At 70.5% G+C, this 12,381-nt stretch carries 13 protein-coding genes and 1 pseudogene; 7 read left to right on the top strand and 7 right to left on the bottom strand.

The window, feature by feature from the left end; genetic code table 11:
* Positions 1-3: 3 nt before the first annotated feature.
* The 5 genes and pseudogenes from VF106_RS29220 to VF106_RS29200 all read right to left on the bottom strand — a co-directional run.
* A complete protein-coding gene (locus VF106_RS29220) occupies positions 4-909 on the bottom strand; it encodes a DMT family protein (protein ID WP_330843087.1) in 906 nt (301 codons plus the stop codon).
* A complete protein-coding gene (locus VF106_RS29215; protein WP_330843086.1) occupies positions 906-1,613 on the bottom strand; it encodes a DUF998 domain-containing protein in 708 nt (235 codons plus the stop codon). Before VF106_RS29215 ends, VF106_RS29220 begins: the two co-directional genes overlap by 4 nt.
* Positions 1,614-1,759: 146 nt before the next feature.
* Entirely contained in the window at positions 1,760-2,113 is a 354-nt protein-coding gene (locus VF106_RS29210; protein ID WP_330843085.1) for a peptidase inhibitor family I36 protein, read from the bottom strand.
* Positions 2,114-2,254: 141 nt separating this feature from the next.
* A complete protein-coding gene (locus VF106_RS29205; RefSeq protein WP_330843084.1) occupies positions 2,255-3,100 on the bottom strand; it encodes a chromosome partitioning protein ParB in 846 nt (281 codons plus the stop codon).
* Positions 3,097-3,750, bottom strand: a pseudogene (locus VF106_RS29200) (metallophosphoesterase family protein); the annotation flags it as partial. The gene VF106_RS29205 and the pseudogene VF106_RS29200, both read right to left, overlap by 4 nt.
* Positions 3,751-3,837: 87 nt before the next feature.
* On the opposite strand from VF106_RS29200, the gene VF106_RS29195 reads away from it, so the two are divergent.
* From VF106_RS29195 to VF106_RS29170, 6 genes are all read left to right on the top strand, one after another.
* A complete protein-coding gene (locus VF106_RS29195; RefSeq protein ID WP_330843083.1) occupies positions 3,838-4,926 on the top strand; it encodes a hypothetical protein in 1,089 nt (362 codons plus the stop codon).
* A 12-nt stretch (positions 4,927-4,938) separates the two neighbouring features.
* Entirely contained in the window at positions 4,939-6,042 is a 1,104-nt protein-coding gene (locus tag VF106_RS29190) for a hypothetical protein (RefSeq protein ID WP_330843082.1), read from the top strand.
* Positions 6,042-6,845, top strand: coding sequence for an ESX secretion-associated protein EspG (locus VF106_RS29185; RefSeq protein WP_330843081.1), 804 nt, complete (start codon positions 6,042-6,044; stop codon positions 6,843-6,845). Before VF106_RS29190 ends, VF106_RS29185 begins: the two co-directional genes overlap by 1 nt.
* A 96-nt stretch (positions 6,846-6,941) precedes the next feature.
* Positions 6,942-8,279 carry a WXG100 family type VII secretion target gene (locus VF106_RS29180; RefSeq protein ID WP_330843080.1) on the top strand — a complete coding sequence of 446 codons (1,338 nt, stop codon included), beginning with the start codon at positions 6,942-6,944 and terminating at the stop codon, positions 8,277-8,279.
* Positions 8,280-8,288: 9 nt separating this feature from the next.
* A complete protein-coding gene (locus VF106_RS29175; RefSeq protein WP_330843079.1) occupies positions 8,289-8,645 on the top strand; it encodes a hypothetical protein in 357 nt (118 codons plus the stop codon).
* A 4-nt stretch (positions 8,646-8,649) separates the two neighbouring features.
* A complete protein-coding gene (locus tag VF106_RS29170) occupies positions 8,650-9,444 on the top strand; it encodes an ESX secretion-associated protein EspG (protein WP_330843078.1) in 795 nt (264 codons plus the stop codon).
* Here the strand turns inward: VF106_RS29170 and VF106_RS29165 are convergent.
* Positions 9,431-10,282, bottom strand: a complete 852-nt coding sequence (locus VF106_RS29165) for an alpha/beta fold hydrolase (protein ID WP_330843077.1) — start codon at positions 10,280-10,282, stop codon at positions 9,431-9,433. The two genes, VF106_RS29170 and VF106_RS29165, sit on opposite strands and share 14 nt — an antisense overlap.
* 67 nt (positions 10,283-10,349) lie before the next feature.
* On the opposite strand from VF106_RS29165, the gene VF106_RS29160 reads away from it, so the two are divergent.
* Positions 10,350-10,919, top strand: a complete 570-nt coding sequence (locus tag VF106_RS29160; RefSeq protein WP_330843076.1) for a CGNR zinc finger domain-containing protein — start codon at positions 10,350-10,352, stop codon at positions 10,917-10,919.
* 5 nt (positions 10,920-10,924) lie between these two features.
* Here the strand turns inward: VF106_RS29160 and mycP are convergent, their stop codons facing one another.
* Complete coding sequence (gene mycP, locus VF106_RS29155) at positions 10,925-12,370, bottom strand: type VII secretion-associated serine protease mycosin (protein ID WP_330843075.1); 1,446 nt, start codon at positions 12,368-12,370, stop codon at positions 10,925-10,927.
* Positions 12,371-12,381: the final 11 nt, after the last annotated feature.

The following is a 12,381-nucleotide window of genomic DNA, read 5'->3' as shown; positions in this document are numbered from 1 at the left end:
ACGTCAGCGGCGGGTGATGGCGCGGAACAGGTGGCGTTCCGCGGAGTGTGGGGTCGCCCGTGCGGTCGCTTCCGGGTGGTGCCGGGCCAAGAGCACGACACCGACGATCGCCACCGCCGCGCCGCCGATCAGGCCAACGCCGATCCATCCGCCCGCGTTGGTGGTCTCGTCCAGCAGCGCGATCGCGAAGGCCGTGGCCACCAGTGGGCTCAGGACCGTCTGGCAGCCCACCACGATGTCCGGCGGACCGCTCGCGTAGGCGAGTTGGATGAACCACGAGCCGACCGCGAACGCCCCGACCAGACCGGTGACCGACAGTGGCGGGATGCCACGCAGGCCCTCGATCTGGAACGTGTACGTCACGTCACGAACCAGCACCGACACCAACCCGTAGGCGCAGCCGGCGCCCGTGGCCAGCAGCACGCATCGAGGCAGACCACTGGTCAACGCGCCGGCCGCGCCGAACAGCACCACGGCCCCGCCCGTGATCTGGCAGGCCACCAGCACGTCCGAGCTCGGGAAGTGCACGGCCGTCGCGCGGTTGGCCGCCAGCGCGACGAACAGCGCGACCCCGAGCGTGCTGGCCGCGACGGCGACCACAGCGGTCGCGTCGAGCCGCTCGCCCGACGAGCGGGCGTTCAGCACGGCGATCGCCGGCAGCGCGAGGACCACGATCGGCGCAACGATCGTCACCGGCGCGAGCGCCAGCGCGAGGATCTGCAGCACCGCGCACGCGAACAGCACCGCGAAACCGAGCAGCCACGAACGGTTCCGTACCAGCACCACCGCGCCACGCAGCCGCAGGTCGGTGTCCTTCGTCGCCGAGCGGACACCCTTGTGCTGCAGGTGTGCCCCGACGGCGCTGCAACACGCGCCGAGCACGGCGAACGCGATGGCGACTGCGATCATCCGGTGGCCTCGGCTCTCGCTGGCTCCCGGCGCCCGCGAACCGTGCCGACCGTGACCCGCAACAAGTGGACCGCGAGCGCCATCAACATCAGTGTCTCCAGCCCGAACAGCGCACGCTGCACGAGTCCGGACACACCCCGTCCGTCCAGAATGCCGGGTATCGCCAGACCAGGGAAGACGTCTCGCAGTCTCGTCGCGAGGTACGCGGCCGCCAGGGCCATCGCGACCAGCGCCATCCGCCGCACCACGCGCCCAACCCGGGCCCAGTGCACTTCCGTGGCGAGCCGCTTCGCGAGTGCCAGGCCGGCCAGCGGCAGGCTCACGAACAGCGACGCCCCGGCGACCTGGTGCACCAGGCCGGACACGCTGGTGATCGTTTTGCCGTTGTCCGTTGGGAAGATCGCGCACAACGTGAGGCTCACGCACCAGATCCCGAAGAACGTCCCGGCCGGCGCGCCGAGACGCAGCCCGGCCGCGCGCAGGCCGAGCAGCATCGTCAGCGTGCCACCCGCGAGGACGATCACCGCCGACGCGAAATCCGCACGACCGTCGCCGTAGAACACGTAGTAGCTGACGGCACGGGAGAACGGGTCGACCTCGGCACGGAAGTGGATGTTCAGGTACGTCATCTCCACGAGAGACCGCACCATCGCGACGATCGAGACCACGGAGAGGACGGCGGTCAGAACGAGGAACCCACCCAACAACGGTCCTCGTCTGGATAATGCCGTTTTCGGGTCGCGGTCCATCGCCCACCCCCTCCGTGGATCAACGCGCGCACGCGCCACCACATTCCCGCATCGGGGCTGAGATGTGCCTCAGTTGAGGGGCGAACCACTCCAGCGAGTGATCAGTAGTCCCAGATCTGCACTCCCTTCACGACGTACGGGGCCTGCGGCACGAATGTCCCGCCGCCGGGATAGGTGTCGAACTCGGCCTCCGTAGAGCAGTCCCGGCCCTGGTAGACGGTGACCGGACGTTTCGTCAGGTTGGCGAACGAACGCGCGTCGAAGCCGTCCGGCAACGGGACGCATTCACCCGGATTCGTGTTCTCCAGCGCCACCCGATGGATGTCGCCTTCGAAGCTCTCCTTCGGCCAGAGACAGAACTCGCCGCGTTCACACGCCGCTGCCTGCGCGGTGGCCGGTGTGGCGGCGCAGATGAAAGCGGCCAGTGTGGCGGTGGTGACAATGAGCGTTTTCATTTCCCGTGGACTCCCTCTGTCGAGCGCCGCCTGTGCGGCGCATGACGAGAATCTCGCGCCCGCCGCGAATGGCAAAAAAGTTGTCCACAGGGGTTGAGTTGTCCACAGATCGCGATTGTCGACTTGACAAGCGGCGAGAATTCAGCGGCGCTTGGTGTCCCGGACCGCCGAGATGATCTCGTCGTCCCACCGGTGCGTGCGGATCAGGCGGTAGCGCTCGCACGCGACCCACATGTACGCCTCGGCCTCGGTCTGACCGCCGACCATGCCCGCCTGGCGCAGCATGCGGACCACCGGCACGAACTCCTCGTCGTACCAGCGCTGGGACACCGTGGGACGGTCCAGGTAGCCGCCCTCGTCCTGCATGAGGCGAAAGCCCCACGCCTCAACCGACTCCGCCAGCTCCGCGTAGTCCCAGGGGTCGGTCAGTGTCACGGCCCGTCGCGCCTCGCCGACCAGGGGCACCCGGTCCAGGAAGATCCGCCGGTAGTCCTTCACGAGCAGGTCGCCCCGGTAGCGGATGCCGTTGGGGGACAGGCGGGTGACGACCTCCGTGACGTACGCGTCGATGGTCTTCAGTCCGAGCGCGTGCGCCACCGACACGCGGTGGTGGCCGTCGACGACGAAGTGCATGTCGCCAACCCGGTACACCTCGATCGGCGGGATGGGCTCGCCGCGCCGCTGTGCCAGCGCGAGCCGCTGCCAGCGCTCCCGCACCTGCCCCGAGGTGGGGCGGAACCGCCGGTCGAACTCCCGGGAGCGGTCGACGCTGCCGACGATGGAGTCCAGCGTGATGACCTGCAGCCCGAGCCGGCGCTCACCCAAGCGGCCCAGCGCCGCCACCACTTCGTCGAACGGCAGCATGATGTTGACGTCGTCCGGCGCGCGGCGCAGCCATGCGGCCAGGCGCGAGAGGACCTGCCTGCGGCGCGCGCGCAGGAAGTCGTTCTCGGCGTCGGCGATGGGGAACCCGGTGTCTCGATTCATGGCATGTCCAGGATGCGGTATCCGACCGTGTTCAGCACCCGTGTATTGCCAAGGACACGGTCCGGCACCGGCTGGCCGTGCGGGTGGATGTGGCCGTGCACGAGAACGGCGGGTTTCAGCCGTTCGACGACCATGTGAAGGCAGGAGAAACCGCGGTGTGGTGGATCTTCCCGATCGCCAACGTCCCTGGGTGGCGAATGGGTCAGCAGGATGTCGACCTGCTTCCCCCGCGCGGCACGGACCAGCCGCGCCGACCGCTTCGCCTGCTGCCGCTCGGTCCACTGGTTGGGGCCCTGGTTGTACCGGATGGACCCGCCGAGGCCCGCGATCCGCAGCCCGGCCGCCTCGACCACCGCGCCGTCGGCGTTCACCGCACCCGCCGGGCCGGGATATCGCGCCGGAAATCCCGAATGCAACCACATACCGCGCCGACTCGAATACCCTGAGAGGTCGGCGTCGTGGTTGCCCGGCACGAACACCAGCGGCCGGTCCAGTGCCGAAGTGAGGAAATCCAGATAGTCGAAAGGCAGATCCCCAGCGGCCAGCACGAGGTCGACGTCGCCGTAACGTTCCGCTATCCGATCGGTCCACAACGATTCGACGATCTCATCGGAGACAGTGAGCACACGGGGCACGTCATCGAGCGTACGGTGGGCGTCCGATCAGGCTAATGCTGTTGCCGTGCACGACCCATTACAGTCAGGAACGAACTTCGGGCCAGAGGGAGCGGGGAACCCATGGGCAGCACCGGAGACCAGTACGTCAGCGGCGGCGTGAACTGGGCCGCTTACTCGCTTGAGGCACTGGTCAACATGGTCGCGGACAAGGCGAGCGTGCCTCAGTTGGAGGCGCTCGCGGACGACTGGCGGGCTACCGGCGACGGAATTTTCGCCGCCGCCGACTATCTAGCCGAGGCGCTCGACGACCTCATGGGTTACTGGACCGGCGCTTCCGCCGAGCAGGCCCGCCACGCGATCGCGCTCAACGCGCAGTGGGTCAGCGACCTCGGGACCACCGCCCACGAGATGGGCGACCCGATCGAGGAGGCGGCCTTCGCGCTCAGGGCCGCGCAGGAAGGCATGCCGGAGCTGCCGCCTGCCGCGACGGGTGTTGAGCCCGGCTCGGCTCCCGACGGTGCGGCCGAGGTGGCCAAGGTGACCGGCGGCAGCCAGCTCGGTGCCGCCTTCGGCGGGGTCGCCGCCGGCTCGGAAAGCGCGTTCGAGTCGCAGGCGGGGCAGGAGGAGCTCAAGCGGGTCGCGGTCGAGACCATGGAGCGTTTCGAGGCGGCCGCGCTCGGCATCGACAAGTCCACTCCCCAGTTCGAGGGGCAGGCCACCGAGCTGCGACCTCGTATCGACATCCCAGAGCTGCCGGACGGCGGGGAGCAGTGGGTCGAGAAGGTGAACGGCACGACCGGCGTGGACGCCCGCTGGCAGGCCCTCACCGGGATGACCGACACCAGCGCGGCGGGAGCACGCCTCGGCGCGCTCAACGAGCTGGGCAGCGGTGGGTTCTCCGCCGCGGGCGGTGCCGCGATCGGCGGTGGCGGGGCTGGTGGTGCCCTTGGCGGCGGTTCGGTGCTCGGGCCGGGCACGATCGGCGACGTTCCTGACCGGATCGGGGCCGCCGGTGGTCGTATCGGCATACCGGGCGGCGGTGGCATGCCGGGTGGGACACCGGGGATGACGGGTCCGATCGGCGCGCCGATGGCCGGTGCGGGCGCACAGGGGGCCGGCGGAGGCGAACACCGCAGGCGCGTCCCCTGGGAGGGCGAGGACCCGTTCGACACGGGTGAGACGGCGTCGAAGCCAGTGATCGGGCTCTAGGAGGGAAACGACATGCCCGCGGAGAACCTGCCTCCGTTAGCGCGGCCGGCTGACGACACGACGCCGGAGGTACTGCCCGGAAGCATCGCGGAGCGGCTGGCCGGGCCGAACGTGGAGGACACGGCCCTTGCCGTTCCGCAGCCAGTGACGACCGAGCCGGCCGTGCTGCCCGCGATGGGAACCGGCGCACCCGTGCCACCCTCGGTGGGAACCGGCGCGCCCGTGTCGCCCCCGGTGGCACCCGGCACGCCGGCCCCGCCCGTGGGGTCTGGCACGCCGGCCCCTGCCGTCCCGCCGGGCCATGCCGTGCCGCCACCCGTGGGATCCGGAACGCCGGCCCCGGTCGTGCCGCCTGCGGCGGGGACACCGCCGCCGGTGTTGCCCGACCCGACGCCGACTCCTCCGGTCGACAGCGCGCCGGTTGGCGGTGAGACGCCAGCCGAGCCGGTCGACCCGCCGGTGGACACCGCCGAGCCGGACAAGCCGCCGGCAGAGGGCGCGGTCGAGCCGGAGAAGCCGGATGTCGACAAGCCCCCGGAGGACTCGGACAGTCCGGACTCGTCGACCGGCACTCCGGATGACGAACCGAGCGACCAGGACGGAACCGAGGGCACCGGCCCGGACTCCTCGACCGAAACCCCGGACGACAAACCGAGCGACCAGGACGACGCGCCGGCGGAGAAACCCGACTCCTCGAGTGAAAAACCCGAGCAGGGCGATGCGGTCGGTTCCGAAACACCGTCCTACGAGCAGCCGCAGAACGTGACCGCGCCGGGGCAGAAGGACGGCTGGCGGGTCGATCCGTACCGGCTGCGTGCGTTCGGCGAGGCGGTCATGCGTGTCCGCTCCTACCTCGACGCGGTGCAGGCCAAGGTCGACGGGATGCAGGGCGAGGACCTCACCCCGCAGCTCGGCACCAGCCCGGTCGGCAAGCAGCTGGCCAAGAAGTTCGACGACCGGCTCAACGCCGAGAACGGACTGCGCGCCAGGCTGGCCGAGGCCACGAAGCGCATGGACGACCTCGTGGCCAGCGCCGAGAAGGTGGCGCGGTCCTACGAGGACATGGAGGACACCAGCGTCAGCACGTACGGCAACGTCGAGGCGAAACAGGGCTGATGGTCACCAGCGCCCGCTCCGCGGTGGCCATGGGTGTCGCGGAGGTCGATCTGTTGTGTGCGGCCGCCGGTGCGGCACCCCCGTTTCCACTTCGGGTGCCGTCGGCGGGGGCGAGCAGTACCGAACGACGCGAGGTGTTGCGTACCGCGGGCGAGCAGCTCGCCGCGCGGGGCCTCGCCGACGCACGAGGGCCGCTCGGGGTGGCCGAGGCGTTCGCGTTCCTGTTGCAGGGCGCGCGGATGACGCTCGATCTCGTGCTCTCGATCGGTGACCACACGCGTGGCGCGGTGCTGCTGGCCAGGCAGGACATCGCCGTCCTGGTGACGCAGGCGCTTGCCGCGCCGGAGTCCGTGACGATGGTGGAGCTGCGGTTCGACGACGCGGTCGACGAGCTGTTGGGGCTCATCCCCGAGCACGAGGCCGCGCTCGCCGCGCCCTTCTCCCTGCCCAAGGCCGCGATCAACCGCGTGTACCGGGCGCTGCTGGCGCGGCAGGGCGAGCCGCTCGGCCGCGACCAGTGGGACGAAATGCTTGCCGCGCACGGCATCAGCGACCGCATCGGGCGCAGGCTCGTCACGCACCTGCAGCCCGTGCTGGGCAACGGGCAGATGGGGCTCGCCACCAGGGGCGGCTACGCGAACCGCTGGCGTCGCACGGGCGCCGAACTGCGCTGGCTGGACACCGAGAAAGGACGGTTCCAGCTGATGGACACCGACGACGGCGACTGGTTGTCGGTCAACCCGATGTACACCCAGGACCTAGCCGCGGCGGTCCGCGGGCTCGCGCTTTCGGTCCGAGGTTGAGTATTTGCCTGCGGAAACTTGAAGGCTGTTCGTCTCCTTTGTGTCGGTGTGATCCGCTAGCGTGACCATCGGAATCGATGATCGGAGGGTGGGGGCGTGGGGTTGGAGCAGCTCCTCCAGGGAGTCGCGGCCGCCAGGGCTCGTGCCATGCAGGCGGCACAGGCCGCTCAGGCCGACCGTGCGAGCCGGCGTGAGGAAAACGACCTGTGGGTCACCGGCGGCGTGCACTGGAACGGCTTCGGCCTCGAGTCGTTGATCAGAATGGTGGCCGACCGGGCGAACCCCGGCCAACTCGAAGCCCTTGCCAACGAGTGGCGCACACACGGCGGTTCGGTCTCCCGGGCTTCCGACGACCTGGAGCGCGCGCTCACCAAGGTCATGCAGTTCTGGGGCGGGCGGGCTTCCGACGCGGCCGTGAGCAACGTGATGGTCAACGCGCGCTGGATCGGTGAGCTCGGCACGACCGCCCAGGAGATGTACAACCCGATCATGAACGCGGCGGGTGCGTTGCGCTCCGCCCAGAGCACCATGCCCGGTATGCCGAAGAACCAGTGGTGGGCGACCGCCGGTGGCGGCGCCGCGGCCGGGTTCGCGGTCGGTGGCCCGATCGGCGCCGCGTTCGGCGCGGCACTCGGCGGCATCGCCAGCGCGTTCGGCTTCGGCAACAAGAAGAAGAAGATGAAGCGCAAGGCCGTGCAGACCATGGAGCGCTACGAGAGCGCGCTGCTCGGCATCGACCAGACGACACCGCAGTTCCCCGGCCCGTCGACCGGCGCCAACCCGGGCGATCCGCAGAACCCGCGGCCGACGCCGCCGCCCATCGACCGGCCCGGTGTGCCGGTCGTGCCGACGCCGCCGCCCGGCGGCGGTGTGATTCCGAGGACCCCGCCGCCCGTCGACGGGAACTTCGGCACCGACCCGTCGTTCTCGTTCGGCCCTGAGGGACGTTGGCAGTCGATCACCGGCCTCGGTGGCGGCGGCGGTGTCGGCGCACCCGGTGGTGGTGGCGGCGGTGGTTTCGGCCTCGGCACCGGCCCGTTCGGCGCCATGCCGCCGGGCATGGGCGGTCGTGGGGCCGGCGCGATGGGTGGCCGTGGCGCAGGTGCCATGGGCGGCCGTGGCGCGGGCGGAATGGGTGGTCCCGCGGGTCGCGGTGGCGCGGGCGGACGTGGCGCGGGCGGCCGGGGAGGAGCTGGCGGACGCGGTGGCGGCGCGGGCTTCCCCGGTGGCGGTGGCGGCGCGGGTCGCGGCGACCGTGACTACAAGGGACGTGGCCGGTTCAGCAAGACAGGGGCACTCGGCCAGGGCGCGGGCGGCGCGGGTGGTCGCCGGCAGGAGGACGAGGAGGACGGCGAGCACCGCAGGAGGGTCCCGATCGAGGAGGACCCGTTCACGTCGGACCTCAAGGCCGCGCCGCCGGTCATCGGACTCTAGGGGGAACGGATGTACGTCGACGACGGCTCGGGTACCACTACGCCGGGCGCCGGCTGGGCGGTCGATCCGACGCAGGTGCAGGCGTTCGCGGACGCGGTCGCGGAGGTGCGGCGGCAGCTCGACCTCGTCACCACCCAGGTCGAGGAGCTGTCCACCCCGAACTACACGCCGATGCTGGGCACCAGCCCCGTCGCGCAGGAGATGGCGGAGAAGTTCACCGACCGCATGGGCAGCGAGCGGGGACTGCGCGGCCAGCTCAACCTCGCGGTTTCCCGGATGGAGGAGTTCGTGCTGGCGGCGGAGAACACCGCGTCGACGTACCTCCAGACGGACGCTGACAACGCCGTGACCTACAAGTACAGCTGACAGCATGGAGTTGCGCGTCAACGCCGGGGCACCGCTGCACCCGGTCGAGGTCGACCTGCTGTGCGTGTTCGCGGAGGTCGAGCCACCCTTCCCGCTGGAGATCCCGGCGTCCGGCAACTCGGACGTCGAGCAGCGGTCCCTGTTCAGGTCCGCGCGTGAGCACCTGACCGAACGCGGCCTCGCGGACGAGAACGGCCCGCTCGGCGTGGCCGAGGACTTCGTGTTCCTTCTGCGGTCGTGCACCGGTGTGGTGGACATGGTGCTGGCCAAGCAGGAACTGACGCTGGCCGCCGCTGTGCTCGTGCACCGGGACGAGGCGCTGCTCGTGACGCAGGACCTGGCGTCCGAGGACAAGATGATCCGCATGAAGCCGGCCACGCTGGACGAGGCGCTGGACGACCTCGTGCGGCTGGTGCCGCCCGTCGAGGCGCCGCTGACCGCGCCGTTCAGCCTGCCCCGCCGCGCGATCGAGGCGGCCTTCACCGCGCTGGTGGACCGGCAGGAGTCGCTGATGGCGCAGGAGGTCGACGAGGTGCTGCGGCAGCAGGGCATCGACGAACGCGTCACCCGCCGGATGGTCTCCTACCTGCATCCCGCGCTCGGCAACGGCCAGGTCGGCATCGCCCGCCGCGACGAGACCGAGGACCAGTGGGCGCGTGTCGGCGAGGAGCTGCGCTGGCTCGACACCGAACGCGGCCGCTTCCGCCTCGCCGGCGACGACGAGTGGATGAGCGTGAACCCGCTGCCCCGCGAGGAGATCCGGTCCGAGATCCGCAAGCTGGCGCTCAGGACCCGCTGAGAAACTTCCGCAGGTGGGTCAGGAGGACGTCGGGACGTTCCTCCGGGATGAAGTGGCCGCACTCGCCGATCTCGGCGGCGGTGACGTCGTCGGCGTACTGACGCCAGATGTCCTCGGTGGGCAGTCGTGCGGGCAGGCCTGCCGAGCCCCACAGGGCCAGCACGGGCATGGCCAGACGACGGCCCGCCTCGGCGTCCTCGTCGTCGAGGGCGACGTCGCGATCCTGGGCGCGGTAGTCGTCGAAGCCGGCCCGCAGCGCGCCGGGACGGGAGAACGCGCGGACGTAGGCGTCGATCGCGTCGGGCGCCAGGCGGTGATGGCTCCAGCGTTCGTAGAAGTACTCCAGGTACGCGCGAACGTTGTTCCCGACCAGCAGCTCGGGCAGGTCGGGTTGCATGTGGAACAGCCAGTGCCAGTAGCCGGTGGCCACCGACGCGTCGAGGCGGCGGAACATCTCCCTGGTGGGGACCACGTCGAGCACGACGAGCTTTTCGACCTGGTCGGGGCGGTCCAGGGCCCAGCGGTGCGCGACCCGGGCGCCGCGGTCATGACCGACCACCACCGCACGCTCGAACCCGACGTGCTCCACCAGCCCGGCGATGTCCGCCGCCATCTGTCGCTTGTCGTAGCCGGTGGCGGGCTTGTCGCTGAGGCCGTAGCCACGCAGGTCGGGGGCGACGACGGTGTGGGTGGCGGCAAGGTCGGCGAGCACCGGCCGCCAGCACAGGCTGGTCTGCGGCCACCCGTGGAGCAGCACCAGCAGCGGCCCCGAACCCGCGCGTGTGTAGTGCAGACGGATCCCGTTGACCTGGGCGACACCTGTGATCACCGTGCTCATGGTCGCTCCCTCCGTGACTAACCTGCTTAGGAGGTTAGTCACGGAGGGATCAGTGGACAATGGGCACATGGACGGATGGCTCTGGTGTGGCGGGCGGGTGTGCCTGGACTTCACCAACACCCTGCGCGACCGGTGGCAGGTGCCTCGGGAGACGCTGCTCGAGCCGGACGACGTGGTGCGCTGGCTGAATGACGCAGGCCTGCTCACCGCCGGTGACGCGCCGACGGCGTCGCTGCGCTCCGCGGTGGAGTTGCGCGAGGCGATCGACCGCGCGGTCCTGCGCATGGCCGATGGTGACTTGCCGGCTCCCGAGGACATCACCGTGATCAACGAGGCGTCGGCGGCAGTGCCCCGCCCCACGCTCCGCCTGGTACTCAGCGGCGGCCGCCTGGCGTCGACCACCGGGGCGCACGTCGCCGAGACCGCGACCGCGGGCCTGGGCCTCGTGGCTCAGGACGCGATCGAACTGCTGCTCTCCCCGGAGATACGACGAGTCCGCATCTGCGGCTCCGAGCGTTGCGGCCTGCGCTTCGTGGACCGCTCACCAGCACGCAACCGTCGCTGGTGCTCGATGACCCGCTGCGGAAACCGCACCAAGGTCCGGCTACACCAGGCCCGGTCCCGCGCCCGTGGCTAGTCGGGTCAGCGGCGGAGGAGTGAGTTGGTCTCTTCTTCCGGGGCCTGGCGGTTGCGGCGGACCGTGCGCACGACGAACAGCGTGAGCAGGAGCAGGCCCAGGCCGCCGCCGGAGCCGATCATCGCCACCTGCATCGGGGTCCAGTCGCGTTCGTACGGCGGCGGCACCTCGAACGGCACGTTGACCGCCTCGTCCGGCGCGATGCCCTCCTCCGACGGGATGAACGCCGTCAGCGCCGCGACCGGGTTGATCATGCCGTTGCCGACCAGGTTGTCGTGTCCGCCGTTGGCGGCCGGGTGCGCGGCCGTGACCTTGATGCGGTTCATGACCTGCTTGGCGTTCAGGTCCGGGTACTGCTGCCGCACCAGTGCGGCGAGCCCTGCAACGTACGGTGCCGCGAACGAGGTGCCCTGGATCGGTTGCGCGGCGCCCTTCTCGTCGACCGACTGGTTGGCGAGGCCGGTCCCGTTGGCCGGGTCGAGGGAGATGATCTCCGTGCCCGGCGCCGCGACGCTCACCCACGGGCCGTTGATCGAGAAGTCCGCCACCGAGCCGTCCTTCTGCACGGCCGCGACCGACAGCACGTACTCCGAGAACCACGGCGGGATCACGATCAGCGAGGGGTTCTTCGGGTCCGGGCTGTTCTGCTCGGTGCACTTGTTCTCGGGCAGGTTGCCGGCCGACGCGACCACGACGACGTTCTTCACCTCGACCGCGTACCGCAGCGCCGCCTGCACCTGACGCTCCGGCTCGGCGATCGCGCCGGCGCTGGCGGGCCGGCAGGAGTCCACCGACATGTTGATCACGGTGGCGCCGCGGTCGGCGGCCCGCACGATGGCCTGGGCGAGCGTGTTCAGGTTGCCGGCGTTGACCTCCGGCTGGTTCGAGCCCTCTTCCTTGAACGTGTAGTTCGCGCTGGACTGGCGGATGCTCATGATCTTCGCGCCTGGCGCGATGCCGCGGAAGCCGATGTCGTTGTTCCTCGGGTCCGCCGCGATGATGCCGGCGACCTCGGTGCCGTGCCCGTCGCAGTCCTTGAGCCCGTTGTCGGCGGCGACGACGTAGTCGCCGCCGCCCTCGAGCCGGTTCTGGAAGAACTCGTGGGGTGTCACACCGGTGTCGATGACCGCGACCGTCTGGCCCTCGCCGGTCAGGCCGAACCGCGCGATCTCGTCGAACCGCAGCATGTCCTGGCCCCACGGCTTCGTCGTGATGGTCTCGCCGCCGCGGGACTGCACGCACGCCGTCTTGATCTGGTAGGGCCGGTCCGGCTGGCCGGTGTCCTCCGGGGGCCCGAAGTTGGGCGGGAGTGGCGGCGGGGTCGCGAGCCCTTCCTCGGGTGCCGACGGCGGCGGGGACGACGGCTGTGCCGCCGCGGGAATCGCCGGCGCGAACGCCAGCGAGGTGGCGGCGAGCACGGACAGGACCCGGGTGGATCGGGAAACAGCCATGAGTGACGTGT

The organism is Actinophytocola sp., from assembly GCF_036378875.1.
Lineage (GTDB): Bacteria > Actinomycetota > Actinomycetes > Mycobacteriales > Pseudonocardiaceae > Actinophytocola.
This window is presented reverse-complemented; position numbering and strand designations above follow the sequence as displayed.

Bases quoted from the DNA above. Each gene is read 5' to 3' on its own strand.
- VF106_RS29190 (WP_330843082.1), top strand. From the start codon at position 4,939: ATGCCCGCGGAGAACCTGCCTCCGTTAGCGCGGCCGGCTGACGACACG.
- VF106_RS29165 (WP_330843077.1), bottom strand. From the start codon at position 10,282: ATGAGCACGGTGATCACAGGTGTCGCCCAGGTCAACGGGATCCGTCTG.
- VF106_RS29185 (WP_330843081.1), top strand. From the start codon at position 6,042: ATGGTCACCAGCGCCCGCTCCGCGGTGGCCATGGGTGTCGCGGAGGTC.
- VF106_RS29195 (WP_330843083.1), top strand. From the start codon at position 3,838: ATGGGCAGCACCGGAGACCAGTACGTCAGCGGCGGCGTGAACTGGGCC.
- VF106_RS29205 (WP_330843084.1), bottom strand. From the start codon at position 3,100: ATGAATCGAGACACCGGGTTCCCCATCGCCGACGCCGAGAACGACTTC.
- VF106_RS29210 (WP_330843085.1), bottom strand. From the start codon at position 2,113: ATGAAAACGCTCATTGTCACCACCGCCACACTGGCCGCTTTCATCTGC.
- mycP (WP_330843075.1), bottom strand. From the start codon at position 12,370: ATGGCTGTTTCCCGATCCACCCGGGTCCTGTCCGTGCTCGCCGCCACC.
- VF106_RS29220 (WP_330843087.1), bottom strand. From the start codon at position 909: ATGATCGCAGTCGCCATCGCGTTCGCCGTGCTCGGCGCGTGTTGCAGC.
- VF106_RS29170 (WP_330843078.1), top strand. From the start codon at position 8,650: ATGGAGTTGCGCGTCAACGCCGGGGCACCGCTGCACCCGGTCGAGGTC.
- VF106_RS29160 (WP_330843076.1), top strand. From the start codon at position 10,350: ATGGACGGATGGCTCTGGTGTGGCGGGCGGGTGTGCCTGGACTTCACC.
- VF106_RS29175 (WP_330843079.1), top strand. From the start codon at position 8,289: ATGTACGTCGACGACGGCTCGGGTACCACTACGCCGGGCGCCGGCTGG.